This window comes from Frankia sp. CpI1-P, assembly GCF_001421075.1.
GTDB lineage: Bacteria > Actinomycetota > Actinomycetes > Frankiales > Frankiaceae > Frankia > Frankia torreyi.
Genome location: NZ_LJJX01000010.1, coordinates 110,366 through 126,375, shown reverse-complemented (window position 1 = coordinate 126,375; position 16,010 = coordinate 110,366). Strand labels below are relative to the sequence as shown.

Here is a 16,010-nt window from a genome sequence, read left to right as displayed (position 1 = left end):
NCATACCTCCCAGCCGAGCCCCCAGGCGCCGAGCGCGGGCGAGGCCCAGTTGTCCTCGACGAAGCGCACGTCGTGGGCGGCGGTGTCGACCCCGATCGCCGCCAGGCTGCCGAGGTAGAGCTCCTGGGCGTTGCCCGGATCGGGCTTGAGGATCACCTGGAACTGGGTGTGCGTCTGCAGCCGGTTGGGGTTCTGGCCGTAGCGGGAGTCGTCGGGACGGACCGACGGCTCCACGTAGGCCACCCGCCACGGCTCCGGACCGAGTACCCGCAGCACCGTCGCCGGGTTGAGCGTACCGGCGCCGACCTCGGTGTTGAACGGCTGCATGATCATGCAACCGCGGTCGGTCCAGTAGCGGGTCAGCGCCAGCAACGCGTCCTGCATGGTCAACATCGGGTGAGCCTCGGCTTTTCGCTGTCACGGTCACGAGCGGGGCGGGGCGCCCCATCCACGGTCCGGCCCCGGCCGCGCGCGGCGACCTACCGGACGAACCCTCCGACGATCGTGGATGGGNGTCCCGAAGATCTGGCCGGCCCGGTCGCCCTGGGTCCGATCTCCCCGAGATCCGACATCACGATGCGTCGGAACGCGGAGATCCATGGGTCGGTGATGCTGACTCGAGGCTACCGGTCGGCACCGACAATCCGCCGCCAGGCCAGACGCGGCCGGAGTCGCGCCGGCAGGCGGGCGCCACGGAACAGAACGGGCGCGGGCAGATCAGGACGGGCCGGGCGCGGCGGTGTCCGCGTCCGCGGCGCGGTCCGAGCAGTAGGTCCGGGCGAGGCGAGCGACGTCTCCGCCGGCCGCCTCGGCGGGATCGACGTCGAGCCGGTCGCCGCCGGCATCCCGCGCCACGGGTGGGTCCACGGCGGCGAGCACCTCGAAGGCTCCGGGCACGTCGACGGCATGGACGAGCAGCGGCGTGAGGGCATAGCGCACCTCGAACGCGGACAGGGCCCGGCGCCACGGGCCGGGGCCGTCCCACTCGCTGGTCAGCAGCCAGGACTCCGGCTCGTCGAGCGCTCGGGCAAGCCGGCCGGACCGGAAACCGGCAGCCCGGGCAAGCGCGTCGAGCGCGGCCCGCGCCGCCGTGGGAAAGCCGGCCGCGGCCGCCGCCGGCACCGCGAAGCGGATCTCGGCGACCACCGGCGCGCCGGAACCCGCCGCCGCCCAGCCCGCACCGGCGCCGGGCCACCCGGACTCGAGCCCGCCGCCCGCCGCCAAGCCGGACGGGGCCGCATCCGGGGGCCCGGGCGCTTCGGCTCCGGCTTCGGCTTCGGCTTCGGCTTCGGCTTCGGCTTCGGCCGGATGGTCAGGCACGATGCGCGACGATCCCGCCGTAGCGCCGGTCGCGGCGGGCGTACTCCTCACATGCCTGCCACAGGTCGCGGCGGTCGAAGTCGGGCCAGAGCGTTTCGACGAACGAGAACTCGGCGTACGCCGCCTGCCAGAGCAGGAAGTTGCTCAGCCGCTGCTCGCCGGACGTCCGGATGACCAGGTCGAGGTCGGGCATGTCGGGCTCGTCGAGGTAGCGGCTCACCGTGGCCTCGTCGATCCGGTCGGCCCGCAGCCGCCCATCGCGCACGTCCCGGGCGATCGCCGCAGCGGCGTCCGCGATCTCGGCCCGGCCGCCGTAGTTCACGCACATCACCAGCGTGAGCCGGTCGTTGTCGCGGGTTCGCTCCTCCGAGGACTCCAGACGCCGGATCACGTTCCCCCAGAGCCGGGGCCGTCGCCCCGCCCACCGCACCCGCACCCCGAGCGCATCCATGTCCGCGATCCGTCGGCCGAACACCCTGTCGGTGAAGCGCATCAGGAACGCCACCTCGTCCGGCGAACGCTTCCAGTTCTCCGTCGAGAAGGCGTACACCGACAGCCATCGCACGCCGAGCTCGATCGCCCCCTCGACGCAGTCGAACAGCGCGTCCTCCCCGGCCTCGTGCCCCTTCGTCCGGGCGAGCCCGCGCCGCTTGGCCCAGCGGCCGTTGCCGTCCATGACGATGCCCACGTGCCGCGGAACCAGGCTGCGCGGCAGCGCCGGGGGCCGGGNCCCCGAGGGATGGGGGTGCGGATCACGGAACCGCGTCCCCACGTCATTGCGCAAAGTCACTGCCTACCTCCCCAGAACCGGCCGGGGCAGCGCCGAGCCGTCATCCGTCGTACCGGTATCTGCCATCGCCGCACCGTCCCCCTGCCGACGCCGGATCGCGCCGGGAGCCCCCACCGCCGCTGTCCACCTCACCATGTCCGTCCTCATCCCCTCCCAGCGCGTCCCCGACCAGCGCGCTCCTCCCGACCAGCGCGCTCCTCCCGAGCAGCGCGCTCCTCCCGACCAACGCGTCCCGCGGCCCAAGGACCGATCGATGCGACGCCACCCCGGCGCGGTCGTCGAACAGCGGGTCCAGTGNCGGCCCGCTCACGGCCACTCATGCCCGTTCCAGGTGCGGCAGCGCGCGCAGCCCCCGTTCGAGATGCCACTGGAGATAGGCGGCGACGATGCCGCCGGCCTCCCGCCGGGCGCGGGCTTCGCTGGCCAGCGCGCCGTCCCAGTCGCCGCGCAACAGGTCGGTGAGGAGCCGTACCGCACCCGCCGAGACCGACGCCGCGCCGTGCGGACGACATTGCGGGCACACTACGCCGCCGCCGGCAACGGACAGCGACAGGTGCTGGCCCGGCTCTCCGCACCGGGCACAGTCGTCCAGGGCCATGCCGTATCCGGACACCGCCAGCGATCGGAGCAGAAACGCGTCCAGCACGAGCGGGGCCGGCCGCTTCCCCGCGGCGAGCGTGCGCAGACCGCCGACGAGCAGCAGAAACAACCGCAGCGCGGGCTGACGCTCCTCGCTGGTCAACCGCTCGGCGGTCTCGAGCATCACGGCCGCGGCGGTGTGCCGGGCGTAGTCGAGCGCGATCGTCGTCCCGTAGGGGGAGATGATGTCGGCCTGGGTGACGGTGTCCAACGACCGGCCGGAGTGCAGCATCAGGTCGACGTAGGTGCCCGGCTCCAGCCGGGAGCCGAACCGCGAGGACGTCTTGCGCACACCCTTGGCGACTGCCCGGACCCGACCGTTGCGCCGAGTGAGCACGGTGATGATGCGGTCAGCCTCGGCGAGAGGGGTCGTTCGCAGGACGACCCCTTCGTCGCGATACACCGGCACCCGCCCATGGTTGCACGACCCCGGGTCGGCGCGGTAAGGCGAGGTCATCCGGCAGATGGCCGCGACGAACCAGCCCCGTTTCGCAACCTCTCGTATACGAAAGAACACAAATGGACACTTTCGCCGGTGGAAGCCGGACTCCCCCTGCACGGGACGCCGCAGGTTGCGGATGATGGCTCGGTGCGGGTGGTACGGCGGACGGCGCGAGCGATCCTCATCGATGGCAACGGCCGACTGGTGCTCTTCCGGCGGACACTGCCGAAGCGCAAGCCCTACTGGTCCACCCCCGGCGGCGGGGTGGACCGCGAGGACGGCNCGGTGGAGGCGGCCCTGCACCGCGAACTCGCCGAGGAGCTCGGCGCCACGGTTGACCGCGTCCAACAGGTGTTCCTCACCAGCCCGCCGCGCGGCGACGGGATCGCGGTGTCGCACTTCTTCGTCTGCCGCCTGGTCTCCATGGACCTGAGCAAGCNCACCGGCGAGGAGTTCACGAACCCCGCCAAGGGCCGCTACGACGTCGAACGGATCGACCTGCGCGGCAAGAAGCTCAGTCGCTACGCCTTGCAACCCCCGGAGGCCAAGGCCTTCATCCTCGCCAACCGTCAGGCGCTGCTGATCGCCGCGCTCACCGACGACGCACCACCGCTGACCCTTGCCGACGACCCGGCCACTGCCACCGCCGTCCCGCCCGCGCGGTCCGAGGCGGCAACCGGCTCTGCTGCGGCACCGGCCGCCGACGAGACCTCGGCGACCNACCAGACCGCGGCGACCGACCAGACCGCGGCATCCGGCGATGCCGGCGCAGCCAAGCCGGCCGTGTCATCCGGCCGGGCCTCGACATCCCCCGGGGACGGGACGTTCGGCGAGCCCCCGGCGTCCGCCGAGGCCGCCCGCCCCGACCAGAACACGACCATCGACCAGAACACGGCCATCGACCAGAACACCACGGCTACCGACCAGAACACCACGACCGACGAGACCGTGACCACCGAACAGGCCAGGATGTCCGAGCAGGCCACGGCCACCGACCAGCACGGTACGGCCAGCGACGCCACGGTGTCCCAGCGCGCCGGTTGCGGTGACGCCGGGACGCCGGCTGACGGATCCCCCGCCCCCGCGACCGTGGACTCCGGCAAGGCAGCGCAGCGGCGGCCGCGGCGGGCCATGCCACCGATCCTGGAGATCGTCGACGGTGCGGTCGTCAACGACGGATCCGACCCCCCGACCGTGGCGCTTCCACGCCCGCGTCGGTGGCCCCGATGGCCCCGGTGGCCCCGGTGACCGCTGCGCCGGTGGCCGCTGACCGGTCAGCGGTCACCGGTGGGACCCCGTCCCGGCCGCGGGGTCAGAAGCCCAGGCGGCGTAGCTGGCGGGGGTCTCGCTGCCAGTCCTTCGCGACTTTGACGTGCAGGTCCAGAAAGACCGGCGTCCCGAGCAGCGCCTCGATCTGCCCGCGGGCCCGGGTGCCGACCGCCTTGAGCCGGGAGCCGCCGGAGCCGATGACGATCGCCTTCTGGCTGGGCCGCTCGACGAAGACGTTGACCCGCACGTCCAGCAGCGGGTTCTGGGGCGATCGACCCTCCCGGGGGATCATCTCCTCGACGACCACCGCCAGCGAATGCGGCAGCTCGTCGCGGACCCCCTCCAGCGCCGCCTCCCGGACCAGCTCGGCGACCATGACCTGTTCGGGCTCGTCGGTCAGCTCGCCACCGGGGTAGAGCGCCGGGCCCGTCGGCAGCCGGGCGGCCAGCACGTCGGCGAGCACGTCCACCTGGTAGGAGCGGATCGCGCTGACCGGGACGATGTCGCTGAACTCGCCGAGGCCGGCCACGTCGAGCAGCCGCGCGCCGATCCGGTCGGCGTCGGCGACCTTGTCGGTCTTGGTCAGGATGGCCACCACCGGGGTCCGTTTGGGCAGGCGGGACAGCTCCTCGGCGATGAAGCGGTCGCCCCGTCCCACGGGTTCGTCGGCGGGCATGCAGAACCCGACGACGTCGACCTCGGACAGGGTGGCGCGCACGACGTCGTTGAGGCGCTGCCCGAGCAGCGTGCGCGGCCGGTGCAGCCCGGGCGTGTCGACGAGGACGAGCTGGGCGTCGGCGCGGTGCACGATGCCCCGGATGGCGTGCCGGGTCGTCTGCGGCCGACCGCTGGTGATGGCGACCTTGGTACCGACGAGGGCGTTCGTCAGCGTCGACTTGCCGGCGTTGGGCCGGCCGACGAGGCAGGCGAACCCGGACCGGAACTCCAGCGGGGTCGTGCCGCCGGGGGCGGGACTCGGAGTCGGCACGCTAGCTGGTCGTCCTGCTGCGAGCCACGCCGTCGGTGCCGCCGAGGAAGACGGGGACGCCGGCGCCGAACTCGGCGAGAGCGGCAAGATCATCCCTCGTAATCACATCACCCTCCGTGACGACGGCCGCAGCCTCGAAGCGGCGCGCCCCGCTGGAGACCGCCGCGGCCACGGCCGCCCGCAGCGCCGAGATCGCCAGCTCCGGCCGGCTCAGCCCGACGGTGGCGGCGGCGTAGGTGCGGCCGTCGGTGTCGCGCAGGGCCGCGCCNTCGGCGGCCCGGCCGTCGGGCACGTAGGCGCGCAGCCGCGCCGAGCGGGCCAGGACGAGCAGCTTCGCGTCCTCCGCGGCCAGGTCGAGGGCCGCCGCGGCGGACTCCGTCGCCTGCGGGGTCGGGTCAGCGGTCACGAGATCACCTTTCCGTGCTGGGGTGAGCGCCCGGCCGGCTCACCGCCGTCTGCGCCGCCCGGGGCCGGGTCGTCGGCGTCGGCCGGCGGGCGCGGCGGGCGGCTGACGACGATCGTGCCGATCTGGTTGCGCCGGCCGGCTGCCCGCTCCGCGGACAGCCGCAGGCCGCCGACCGTCACGGTGGCGCCCGGGATGGGCACCCGGCCCAGGGCCGTGGCCAGCAGGCCGCCGACGGTCACCGAGTCGTCCGCGCCGGGCAGCGCCTCGACGTCGAAGTCGAAGAGTTTGGCGAGGTCGTCCACGTCGAGCCGAGCGGTGACCCGAGCCGTGTCGGGATCGAGCCACTCCACCGGTGCCACCTCGCTGTCATACTCGTCGGTGATCTCGCCGACGATCTCCTCGAGAATGTCCTCGATGGTCACGAGCCCGGCGGTCCCACCGTACTCGTCGATGACGATCGCCATGTGGGTCCGCGAGGCCTGCATCTCCCGCAGCAGGTCGTCGGCGGGCTTGCTCTCCGGCACGAGCACGGGCGCGCGCATGATCTCGGCGACGGGGCCGTCCTCGTCGCCCTCGCGCTCGCGGCGGACCATGTCCTTGAGGAAGGCGATCCCCACGACGTCGTCGACGCTCTCGCCGATCACCGGGATCCGGGAGAAGCCGCTGCGCAGGGCGAGCGCGAGAGCCTGGCGGACGGTCTTCGTCGACTCGATGAACACCATGTCCGGCCGCGGCACCATCACCTCCCGGACGAGGGTGTCCCCCAGCTCGAACACCGACGCGATCATGTCGCGTTCCTCGCGCTCGATGACCTCGGTCTCCTCGGCGAGATCGACCAGATCACGCAGCTCCGCCTCGGAGGCGAAGGGCCCGTCCCGGAACCCGGGTCCCGGGGTGACGGCGTTGCCCAGCGCGATGAGCAACCGAGGCAGCGGCCCGAAGATCCGGGCGAGGCGGACGGTGAGCCCCGCGGTGGCGAGCGCGACCGCCGGCGCGTGCTGGCGGCCGAGCGTCCGGAACATCACCCCGACGAGGATGTAGGCGATCAGGGTGGCCACCAGGGTGCCCAGCCCGATCGCGGCGAAGCCCGTCCCGTAGGNGTGCGCGAACAGGATCGTCAGGCAGGCGGCGGCGAGCATCTCGCCGACCACCCGCAGGAGCAGCAGCAACGCGAGGTAGCGACCGGGGTCGGCGACGACGGTCGCGAGGTTCGCCGCGCCCGCGCGTCCCTGGCGCGCGAAGTTCTCGACCGACACCCGCGACACCCGGGTCAGGGCCGCGTCCACGCAGCCGAGACCCGCGGCGGCGAGGGACGCGACCACCGTGATGAAGACAAGCAGAAGATCGCCGGAGCTCATGGGCTCCCCCCGGCCGGGGTCAGCGCGCGGCGGTGGGGCCGGGCTCTCCAGCTCCGTCCGCACCGTCCGCACCGCCGGCGGGACGCTTCCCGCCGGCGGTCTTCACCGCGACGTCCCAGGACGCCAGCAGCTTGTTCTGGATCTTCCACATCTCGCGTTCCTCGTCCGGCTCGGCGTGGTCGTACCCGAGCAGGTGCAGGATGCCGTGGGTGCACAGCAGGTGCAGTTCGCGCTCGTAGGAGTGCCCCGCCTGCTCCGCCTGGCGGCGCGCGACGTCGGGGCAGAGCACGACATCGCCGAGNAGCGTTGTGGGGTCGTCGTCGACCGACTCCGACCAGGAGGCGTCAAACGCGTCGTCCTGCGCGAAGGAGAGCACGTCGGTCGGGCCCTCCTCGCCCATGTACCGCACGTGCAGGTCGGCCATGGCCTTCTCCTCGACCAGCATCACCGACAGCTCCGCGAGCGGGTTCACCTTCATCGCGTCGAGCACGAAGCGGGCGAGCGCCGTGAGCCGGACCTCGTCCACGTCGTTCGCGCCCGACTCGTTGGCGACGAACACGGCCATCAGCAGTCCTCTCCGAGCTCCGGCACGGTCACCGGCGCTCGCGGCGGCCCGGCCGGGCGGGTGCCGCGGCCGCGGCACCCGCATGGTCCCCGGCGGCGTCCCAGCGGGCGTACGCGTCGACGATCTCGCTCACCAGCCGGTGGCGAACGACGTCGGAGCTGGTCAGGGACGCGAAGTGCACGTCCTCGACGCCGTCGAGGATCTCCCGAACGACCCGCAGCCCGCTGCGGGTGCCGCTGGGCAGGTCGACCTGGGTGACGTCACCCGTCACCACGATCTTGGCTCCGAAGCCGAGCCGGGTGAGGAACATCTTCATCTGCTCGGGCGAGGTGTTCTGCGCCTCGTCGAGGATGATGAAGGCGTCGTTCAGGGTTCGGCCGCGCATGTAGGCCAGTGGGGCGACCTCGATCGTCCCGGCCTGCATCAGCCGCGGGATCGAGTCCGGGTCGATCATGTCGTGCAGCGCGTCGTAGAGCGGACGCAGGTACGGATCGATCTTCTCGTACAGAGTGCCCGGCAGGAAGCCGAGCCGCTCCCCNGCCTCGACCGCCGGCCGGGTCAGGATGATCCGGTTGACCTTCTTGGCCTGCAGGGCCTGAACCGCCTTCGCCATCGCCAGGTACGTCTTGCCGGTACCGGCGGGCCCGATCCCGAACACGATCGTGTGCTGGTCGATCGCGTCCACGTAACGCTTCTGGTTGAGCGTCTTGGGTCGGATCGTCCGGCCTCGGTTCGACAGGATGTTGAGGGTGAGGACCTCGGCGGGCCGCTCCTCCGAACCGGAGCGCAGCATCGCCAGCGAATGGTCGACGTGCTGCGGGCTGAGCTCGGTACCCGCGTCGAGCAGGGCGATGAGCTCCGCGAACAGCTTCGCGGCCAACTCGTTCTCCGCCGGCGGGCCGGTGATGGTGATCTCGTTGCCGCGCACGTGGATGTCCGAGGAGAAGGCCCGCTCGACGGTGCGCAGCAACTCGTCCTGGTGGCCCAGCAGGCTCACCATGCTGTGCGGGCCGGGGACGACGATGCGCGTCGTGGCCGGGGCGGTTGACGCGACAGGTGGCGTGACGGATTCGGGCATAGAGAGCGACCAGCTACGGCCGCGGCACCTCTCAGGATCGATGACCGTGGTGGGTGGTGCGGCGCGTGGAGGACGGGCATTCGGGTCAGCGCCCTGCCGGGGCAGGAGCCGCCCACCGAACGTCAGCCGCAGGCGCTACCCCGCCAGTCTATCCATCATCACGCCGAGCGTCCCAGCGGCCGAGATCCGCAAGGACGACCGAGGACGCGACCACGCCGGCGGTGGAGGTGCGCAGCACGGTCNGACCCAGGCGTGCGACCGCGGCGCCGGCCTGACGCAGCGCGTCCACCTCGGCGTCGGCGATGCCCCCCTCGGGCCCGACGACCAGCAGGATCTCCGCCGCCCCGTCGAGGGTCGCGGCGCGGCGGCGGGCCAGGCCCACCAGCGGGTCGCCGGCCTGCTCGTGCAGCACCACGGCGAGGGCGGCCGACGCCACCCGCCGGGTCAGCTCCGCCGTCCCGACGAGGTCGCCGACCACCGGCCAGTGCAGGCGGTGGGACTGCTTCGACGCCTCCGCCGCGGCCCGGACCCAGCGTTCCCGGGCCCGCCCGCCGCGCTCGCCCTCCCAGCGGACCACCGAACGCGCCGCCGACCACGGCACGATCTCGTCGACGCCGACCTCGGTCAGCATCTCCACCGCCCGCTCGCCGCGGTCGCCCTTGGCCAGCGCCTGCACGACGACGAGACGCGGATGCGGCGCCGTCGCGCCGACCCGCCGGCGCACCGCGCAGTCGATCTCGTCGCGCCGGACGGCGACGACGGCGCATTCCAACACCGCCCCGCGACCGTCGGTGACGTCCACTGGCTCGCCGGGGCGCAGCCGGCGCACCGTCGCCGCATGGTGCCCCTCCGGGCCGGACAGAGTGAACACGTCCGCGGTGGGTAGCGGGGACAGCCGAAACAACGCGCTGGTCAGTGGGGATCCTCTCGGCGGAGAACGAGCCGGACGGACCGGGGACCGGCCGTGCCGACGGGCTAGCGCCCGCGCCGCGACCCGCGACGGCGGAACAGCCCGCTCGCGCCGCCGCCGGTGGAACCGCCCACGACCGCGGGCGCCTCCTCGTCGCGGATCTTCGCCAGCTCCCGCAGCAACCGCTCCTGCTCCGCGTCCAGCTTCGTCGGCGTCTCCACGTTGATGTGGATGTGCAGGTGCCCCCGCCCGGCGGCCCGCAGGTGCGGGACGCCGCGGCCGGCGAGCTTGATGACCTCGCCCGGCTGGGTGCCCGGCTTCACCGCGATGGTCTCGGTGCCGTCGAGGGTCTCCAGGGTGGCGGAGGTGCCCAGCGCCGCCGAGGTCATCGGCAGCGGCAACTCACAGTGCAGGTCGTCGCCCTCACGGGTGAACACCGGATGCTGGCGTTCGGAGACCTCGACGTAGAGATCGCCGGGCGGCCCGCCGCCGGGACCGACCTCGCCCTCCCCGGACAGCCGGATGCGCATCCCGTCCTCGACTCCGGAAGGGATTTTCACCGTCAGGGTGCGACGCTTGCGGACCCGGCCGTCCCCGCCGCAGTCGCGGCAGGGGTGCTCGATCACCGTGCCGGTACCCGAGCAGCGCGGGCAGGGGCGAGAGGTGACCATCTGACCGAGGAAGGAGCGGGTGACCTGCTGGACCTCTCCCCGACCGCCGCAGGTGCCGCAGGTCGAGGGATGGGTGCCGGGAGCCGCCCCGGCGCCGGTGCAGGTCGAGCAGACGGCCGCCGTGTCCACGGTGATCTCGCGGGTGGCACCGAAGGCGGTCTCGGCCAGCTCCAGCTCGATCCGCAGCAGCGCGTCGTTGCCGCGCCGGACCCGGGAGCGGGGCCCACGGGTCGTCCCGCCGCCAAAGAAGGCGTCCATGATGTCGCCGAGGCCACCGAAGCCGGCGCCGAACGGCGAGCCGGCGCCCCCGCCGCCAGGCGCGAGCGGGTCGCCGCCCAGGTCGACGATCTGGCGCTTCTCCGGGTCGGAGAGCACCTCGTAGGCCGCGGTCACCCCGCGGAAGCGCTGCTGCGCCTCCGGGTCGGGGTTGACGTCAGGGTGCAGTTCCCGGGCGAGCTTGCGGTAGGCCCGTTTGATCTCGTCGTTCGACGCGTCTCGGCGTACGCCAAGAACTGCGTAGTAGTCCACGGCCATCAGTCGGCACCCAAGAGTTCACCCACGTATTTGGCGACGGCCCGGACGGCCGCCATCGTCCACGGATAGTCCATGCGCATCGGGCCGACCACTCCCATTCCGCCCAGGGCGAAAGGACCGCGGCCATAGCCGGTGGCCACCACTGCGGTCGTCCGCAGGGCGTCCACGTCCGTCTCTCGACCGATGCGTACCGTTACAGTACCGGTCTCGCGGGCCGAGCCGATGAGCTTCATCAGCACGACCTGCTCCTCGAGCGCCTCCAGTATCGACCGCAGCGAGTCGGCGAAGTCGACCGAGGCCCTGGTGAGGTTCGCCGTGCCGGCCATGGCGAGACGCTCCTCCGGGCGCTCCACCAGGGACTCCAGCACCGCCCCGGTCATCGTCGCCAGACACGGCCGCAGCTCGGGGCGGGCCTGGTCGGGCAGGGTGGCGACGACCTCGGGGGCGTCGGCCAGCCGCTGGCCGGCCAGCGCGCAGTTGAGGGTCGCCCGCAGCTCGCCCGCGATCTCGTCGTCCACCGGCGTCAGGCTGTCGATGATCCGCTGCTCCACCCGACCGGTATCGGTGATCATCACCATGAGCATGCGGCGCGGACCGAGGGTCACCACCTCGATGTGCCGGACGCTGCTGCTCGACAGCGACGGGTACTGNACCACCGCCACCTGGCGGGTGAGCTGAGCGAGCAGGCGGACCGAGCGGCGGACGACGTCGTCGAGGTCGACCGCGCCCTCCAGAAAGCTCTGGATGGCCCGACGCTCGGCCCGGGACAGCGGCTTGACCCCGGACAACCGATCGACGAACAACCGGTAGCCCTTGTCCGTCGGAATCCGCCCGGCGCTGGTGTGGGGCTGCGTGATGTAGCCCTCTTCCTCCAGCGCGGACATGTCGTTGCGGACAGTAGCCGGCGAGACACNGAGATTATGACGCTCTGCCAGCGCCTTGGAGCCCACCGGCTCGTTGCTCAGGACGAAGTCCTCCACGATCGCCCGAAGGACTTCGAGCCGCCGATCCTCTAGCACGCGGTCGCACCCCCTTCACCAAGCGGGACGTGGCCGGGCCACGGTGCGTGCACCTGCACCGACGGACACCAGGCCTGGCACTCGGCCGCAGTGAGTGCCAAGTGTAGCCGTCGGCCAGGCATGAAGCACACAACATGAGCCGCCCCACGAATGGCTGGTGAGGAGTCGGCGACATCCTTCCAACAGAACGGCCACCGGGGCACCCGGGTTCCGCGCCGCGGCGGCCCGCCCGATCGAGTAGGGCCGGTCGGCCGGGCAGAGCCGGTTGGGCAGGGGTCAGTCGGGCAGCAGAGCCCGGACCACCGTGTCGGTGAGCAGGCGACCGCGGCGAGTCAATCGCACCCGGCCGGACTCGAGCGCGCCCGGTTCGACCAGGCCAGAGCGAGCAAGATCCGCGCACGCCGCCAGCCCGGCCTCGTCGAGTTCGGCGACCCCGAGCCCCTCCGCGAGTCGCACGCCCAGCATCACCCGCTCGACCCGGCGGGTGGATGCGTCGAGCTCCTCGCGCGCCGCGGCCGGACTGCGCTGCGCGGCAAGGCGGGCGGCGTACTCCGCCGGGTGGCGCACGTTCCACCACCGCACGCCGCCGACGTGGCTGTGGGCGCCCGGGCCGAAGCCCCACCAGTGGTCGCCCCGCCAGTAGCCCAGATTGTGCCGGCAGCGGGTGGCCGAACCGCGTGACCAGTTGCTGACCTCGTAGTTGGTCAGCCCGGCGGCGGTGAGGATCTCGTCGGCGAGCAGGTACCGGTCGGCGAGCAGGTCGTCATCGGGCTCGAGCAGCTCTCCGCGGCGCACCCGGCGCGACAGCTTGGTGCCCTCCTCGACGGTCAGCGCGTAGGCGCTGACGTGGTCCGGCCCCAACTGCACCGCGGCCCGCAGGCTCGCCGCCCAGTCGGACTCGGACTCGCCCGGCGCCCCGTAGATCAGATCGAGGCTCACCTGCTCGAACCCGGCCTTGCGCGCCCAGCGCATCACCTCGGAGACCCGTCCGGGGGTGTGCCGCCGGTCCAGCGCCGCCAGCACGTGCGGCCGGTCGCTCTGCATGCCGAACGAGACCCGGGTGAAACCGGCTGCCCGCAACTGCTCGAGCTGGGCCGGGTCGACCGATTCCGGGTTCGCCTCGGTGGTGACCTCCGCGTCGGTGGCGAGTCCGAACTCGGTGTCCAGGGCGCGCAGCAGTCGGGCGAGGTCGTCCGCGGAGAGCAGGGTCGGCGTACCGCCGCCGACGAACACGGTGGAGATCGGCAGGTCGGTGTCGCCCAGCACCGCCCGGGCCAACCGGATCTCCTTCGTCGCGATGTCGACGAAGGTCGTCAGGCCCACCGAGGAGATCAGGGCGCCGCCNAGATCCGCCGCCGTGTAGGTGTTGAAGTCACAGTAGCCGCAGCGTGCCGCGCAGTAGGGCACGTGCACGTACGCCCCGAACGCGCGCTCGGTCAGCTCGGCCAGAGCGGCCGGCGGGAGAGCGCCGTCGTCGGGCGGAGGTGACCCGTCGGGAGGCTTTTGTGGCATGCCCCCAGTGTGCCCCCAACGGATGGGGTTACAGCAACGCCACGTTTGTCAAGCGCACGAGCGGGCCGAAGATGGCCACACCGGGACCACGCCGGGATAAGCACCGGAAACGGGGGTCCCCGTCGGCGCCGACGAGAGGTCGAGCACGTTTTGCCCCCGTTGTTGACGGAAGATCAGATATGGGCGGAGCATCGTCGANCGGTCGAGCCCGGTGCGAAAAGATCCGGCCATGGACGATGACGTCAGGGCCGTTCTCGAGGAGATCTCCGAACTGCTCCCGCCCCGAACCACCGTGTATCGTTCCAACGCCGCCGCGCCCGCCGGGGACCTCTCGCTCNCCGAACCGGCGACCGAACCGATCCGCCTGCCGGCGAGTCCGCTACCGACGAGCTGACGACGCGGGACCCCCCGGGGGGTGGCCGTGATCGGCGGTCTCCCCCCGGGTCAACCCGCCCGGTCTTCCCCGGCCGGGGGTGGGTCACTTGCTCGTCGCGGGCTTCCCGGTGTCGGTGGACAGCGCGGCGATGAACGCCTCCTGCGGGACCTCGACGCGTCCGATGGTCTTCATCCGCTTCTTGCCCTCCTTCTGCTTCTCCAGCAGCTTGCGCTTGCGGGTGATGTCACCGCCGTAGCACTTGGCCAGCACGTCCTTGCGGATCGCCCGGATGTTCTCCCGGGCGATGATCCGGCTGCCGATCGCCGCCTGGATCGGCACCTCGAACTGCTGGCGCGGGATCAGCTCGCGCAGCTTGGCCGTCATCGCCACGCCGTAGGAGTAGGCCTTCTCCTTGTGCACGATCGCCGAGAAGGCGTCGNCCGTCTCGCCCTGCAGGAGGATGTCGACCTTGACCAGGTCGGCGAGCTGNTCGCCGGCCGGCTCGTAGTCGAGACTCGCGTACCCCCGGGTCCGGGACTTCAGCGCGTCGAAGAAGTCGAAGATGATCTCACCGAGTGGCAGGGTGTACTTGAGCTCGACCCGGTCGGTGGACAGGTAGTCCATCCCCTTGAGCACGCCGCGGCGCCCCTGGCAGAGCTCCATGACCGCGCCGACGAAGTCGGTGGGCAGCAGCAGNATCGCGTCGACGATCGGTTCGTACACCTCGGCGATCTTGCCGCCGGGCCAGTCGCTGGGGTTGGTCACGGTGACCTCGGAGGCGTCCTCCATCACCACCCGGTAGACGACGTTCGGCGCGGTGGAGATGAGGGTCAGGTTGAACTCGCGTTCCAGGCGCTCCCGAACGATCTCCAGGTGCAGCAGGCCGAGGAAGCCGCAGNGGAAGCCGAAGCCGAGCGCCGCCGATGTCTCCGGCTCGTAGGTCAGCGCGGCATCGTTGAGCTGGAGCTTGTCGAGCGCCTCGCGCAGCGCCGGGTACTCGCTGCCGTCGATCGGGTACAGCCCCGAATACACCATCGGCAGCGGGTCGCGGTAGCCGCCGAGCATCTCCGTGGCCGGATTGCGGGCGGTGGTGACGGTGTCACCCACGCGGGCCTGGCGGACGTCCTTGACCCCGGGGATGACGTAGCCGACCTCGCCGACCGACAGCGAGCCCGTCGGATGCGGATCCGGCGAGATCACCCCGACCTCGAGCGTCTCGTGGCTGGCACCCGTCGACATCATCAGGCAGCGGTCCCTGGTGGTCAGGGTGCCGTCGACGACCCGGACGTAGGTGATGACGCCGCGGTAGATGTCGTAGACACTGTCGAAGATCATTGCCCGGGCGGGTCCGGCGGGGTTGCCGACTGGCGCGGGCACCTGCCGGACGATCTCGTTGAGCAGCTCCGGCACGCCCTGGCCGGTCTTGCCCGACACGCGCAGTACGTCACCCGGGTCGCAGCCGATGATCGCCGCGATCTCCTCGGCGTACTTCTCCGGCTGGGCGGCCGGAAGGTCGATCTTGTTCAGGACGGGGACGATGGTCAGGTCGTTCTCGATCGCGAGGTAGAGGTTCGCCAGCGTCTGCGCCTCGATCCCCTGCGCGGCGTCGACCAGCAGGACCGCGCCCTCGCACGCGGCCAGCGACCGGCTCACCTCGTAGCTGAAGTCGACGTGGCCGGGCGTGTCGATGAGATGCAGGATGTAGTCCTGCCCGTCCTGCGCCCGCCAGGGCAGCCGCACGTTCTGGGCCTTGATGGTGATCCCACGCTCGCGCTCGATGTCCATCCGGTCGAGGTACTGAGCGCGCATGTTGCGCGCCTCCACGACTCCGGTCACACCGAGCATCCGGTCGGCAAGGGTCGACTTGCCGTGGTCGATGTGGGCGATGATGCAGAAGTTGCGAATCATCGCGGGGTCGGCGCCGGGCGCCAGGTGCGGGGCTGCGGACACGCGGAGAGTTCTCGTTTCGCTCGCGGTGGTCACGGGAGCCGTCCCGTGCCGGGATCTGGGTCGACCTCCCTTCATCGTGCCAGGAGCCGGCACGGAGGTTGCGCCGGTGCACCGGCCGGCAGCGGTTTGATATTCTGGGCGCCGCCTTGGTGGGCCGCGTCGCCAACCCGAGCGGTCCGGCCG

10 protein-coding genes and 19 pseudogenes are annotated in these 16,010 nt (G+C 72.0%); 3 read left to right on the top strand and 26 right to left on the bottom strand.

Annotation, left to right across the window (positions count from 1 at the left end; translation table 11 throughout):
• Position 1: 1 nt before the first annotated feature.
• From FF86_RS44415 to recO, 4 genes and pseudogenes are all read right to left on the bottom strand, one after another.
• Positions 2-393 (bottom strand): glycine--tRNA ligase subunit alpha (locus tag FF86_RS44415; protein WP_242418441.1); only part of this gene is annotated, 392 nt, incomplete at its 3' end.
• A 324-nt stretch (positions 394-717) separates the two neighbouring features.
• Positions 718-1,320 carry an antibiotic biosynthesis monooxygenase gene (locus FF86_RS09385; RefSeq protein ID WP_052680876.1) on the bottom strand — a complete coding sequence of 201 codons (603 nt, stop codon included), beginning with the start codon at positions 1,318-1,320 and terminating at the stop codon, positions 718-720.
• Positions 1,313-2,049: pseudogene (locus tag FF86_RS09380) on the bottom strand (isoprenyl transferase); the annotation flags it as partial. The gene FF86_RS09385 and the pseudogene FF86_RS09380, both read right to left, overlap by 8 nt.
• 377 nt (positions 2,050-2,426) lie before the next feature.
• The gene (gene recO, locus FF86_RS09370) at positions 2,427-3,158 is read right to left on the bottom strand and encodes a DNA repair protein RecO (RefSeq protein ID WP_199865295.1); all 732 of its coding nucleotides are present in this window, start codon (positions 3,156-3,158) and stop codon (positions 2,427-2,429) included.
• 6 nt (positions 3,159-3,164) lie between these two features.
• On the opposite strand from recO, the pseudogene FF86_RS44410 reads away from it, so the two are divergent.
• Positions 3,165-3,473: pseudogene (locus FF86_RS44410) on the top strand (NUDIX hydrolase); the annotation flags it as partial.
• A gap of 1 nt (position 3,474) precedes the next feature.
• Positions 3,475-3,630: pseudogene (locus FF86_RS44405) on the top strand (ADP-ribose pyrophosphatase); the annotation flags it as partial.
• A gap of 873 nt (positions 3,631-4,503) precedes the next feature.
• Here the strand turns inward: FF86_RS44405 and era are convergent.
• The 17 genes and pseudogenes from era to FF86_RS44345 all read right to left on the bottom strand — a co-directional run.
• On the bottom strand, positions 4,504-5,448 hold the full coding sequence (gene era / locus FF86_RS09360; protein WP_199865294.1) for a GTPase Era: 945 nt from the start codon (positions 5,446-5,448) through the stop codon (positions 4,504-4,506).
• Position 5,449: 1 nt separating this feature from the next.
• Positions 5,450-5,716: pseudogene (locus FF86_RS44400) on the bottom strand (cytidine deaminase); the annotation flags it as partial.
• Position 5,717: 1 nt separating this feature from the next.
• Positions 5,718-5,854, bottom strand: a pseudogene (locus FF86_RS44395) (cytidine deaminase); the annotation flags it as partial.
• Positions 5,851-6,953: pseudogene (locus FF86_RS09350) on the bottom strand (hemolysin family protein); the annotation flags it as partial. The pseudogenes FF86_RS44395 and FF86_RS09350, both read right to left, overlap by 4 nt.
• Before the next feature lies 1 nt (position 6,954).
• On the bottom strand, positions 6,955-7,212 hold a 258-nt coding region (locus FF86_RS44390), incomplete at its 3' end, for a CNNM domain-containing protein (RefSeq protein WP_242418440.1).
• A gap of 19 nt (positions 7,213-7,231) precedes the next feature.
• Positions 7,232-7,513, bottom strand: a pseudogene (gene ybeY / locus FF86_RS44385) (rRNA maturation RNase YbeY); the annotation flags it as partial.
• 1 nt (position 7,514) lies between these two features.
• Positions 7,515-7,777 (bottom strand): rRNA maturation RNase YbeY (gene ybeY / locus FF86_RS44380; RefSeq protein WP_242418439.1); only part of this gene is annotated, 263 nt, incomplete at its 3' end.
• Positions 7,778-7,805: 28 nt separating this feature from the next.
• A pseudogene (locus FF86_RS44375) lies at positions 7,806-8,315 on the bottom strand (PhoH family protein); the annotation flags it as partial.
• A 1-nt stretch (position 8,316) separates the two neighbouring features.
• A partial coding sequence (locus FF86_RS44370; protein WP_242418438.1) for a PhoH family protein occupies positions 8,317-8,855 on the bottom strand: 539 nt, incomplete at its 3' end.
• 148 nt (positions 8,856-9,003) lie between these two features.
• A pseudogene (locus tag FF86_RS44365) lies at positions 9,004-9,097 on the bottom strand (16S rRNA (uracil(1498)-N(3))-methyltransferase); the annotation flags it as partial.
• A gap of 1 nt (position 9,098) precedes the next feature.
• Positions 9,099-9,726, bottom strand: a 628-nt coding sequence (locus FF86_RS09335; protein ID WP_242418451.1) for a 16S rRNA (uracil(1498)-N(3))-methyltransferase, incomplete at its 3' end; no start/stop codon positions are given.
• A gap of 104 nt (positions 9,727-9,830) precedes the next feature.
• Complete coding sequence (gene dnaJ / locus FF86_RS09330; protein WP_044883000.1) at positions 9,831-10,970, bottom strand: molecular chaperone DnaJ; 1,140 nt, start codon at positions 10,968-10,970, stop codon at positions 9,831-9,833.
• A pseudogene (locus FF86_RS44360) lies at positions 10,970-11,620 on the bottom strand (heat-inducible transcriptional repressor HrcA); the annotation flags it as partial. The pseudogene FF86_RS44360 and the gene dnaJ, both read right to left, overlap by 1 nt.
• 1 nt (position 11,621) lies before the next feature.
• Positions 11,622-11,883, bottom strand: a pseudogene (locus tag FF86_RS44355) (heat-inducible transcriptional repressor HrcA); the annotation flags it as partial.
• A 1-nt stretch (position 11,884) separates the two neighbouring features.
• Positions 11,885-11,989 (bottom strand): annotated as a pseudogene (locus FF86_RS44350) (heat-inducible transcriptional repressor HrcA); the annotation flags it as partial.
• Between the two features lie 276 nt (positions 11,990-12,265).
• Positions 12,266-13,333: pseudogene (gene hemW, locus FF86_RS09320) on the bottom strand (radical SAM family heme chaperone HemW); the annotation flags it as partial.
• 1 nt (position 13,334) lies between these two features.
• Positions 13,335-13,501, bottom strand: a pseudogene (locus FF86_RS44345) (coproporphyrinogen III oxidase); the annotation flags it as partial.
• Positions 13,502-13,619: 118 nt separating this feature from the next.
• Here FF86_RS44345 and FF86_RS65740 point away from each other — a divergent pair.
• Positions 13,620-13,667 (top strand): annotated as a pseudogene (locus tag FF86_RS65740) (zinc finger domain-containing protein); the annotation flags it as partial.
• 312 nt (positions 13,668-13,979) lie between these two features.
• Here FF86_RS65740 and FF86_RS44340 read toward each other — a convergent pair.
• From FF86_RS44340 to lepA, 5 genes and pseudogenes are all read right to left on the bottom strand, one after another.
• Positions 13,980-14,316: pseudogene (locus FF86_RS44340) on the bottom strand (elongation factor 4); the annotation flags it as partial.
• Between the two features lies 1 nt (position 14,317).
• Positions 14,318-14,366: pseudogene (locus FF86_RS44335) on the bottom strand (hypothetical protein); the annotation flags it as partial.
• Position 14,367: 1 nt separating this feature from the next.
• A pseudogene (locus FF86_RS44330) lies at positions 14,368-14,573 on the bottom strand (elongation factor 4); the annotation flags it as partial.
• 1 nt (position 14,574) lies between these two features.
• Positions 14,575-14,775 (bottom strand): annotated as a pseudogene (locus tag FF86_RS44325) (elongation factor 4); the annotation flags it as partial.
• Position 14,776: 1 nt separating this feature from the next.
• A partial coding sequence (lepA, locus tag FF86_RS44320) for a translation elongation factor 4 (protein WP_304438114.1) occupies positions 14,777-15,827 on the bottom strand: 1,051 nt, incomplete at its 3' end.
• Between the last annotated feature and the right edge of the window lie 183 nt (positions 15,828-16,010).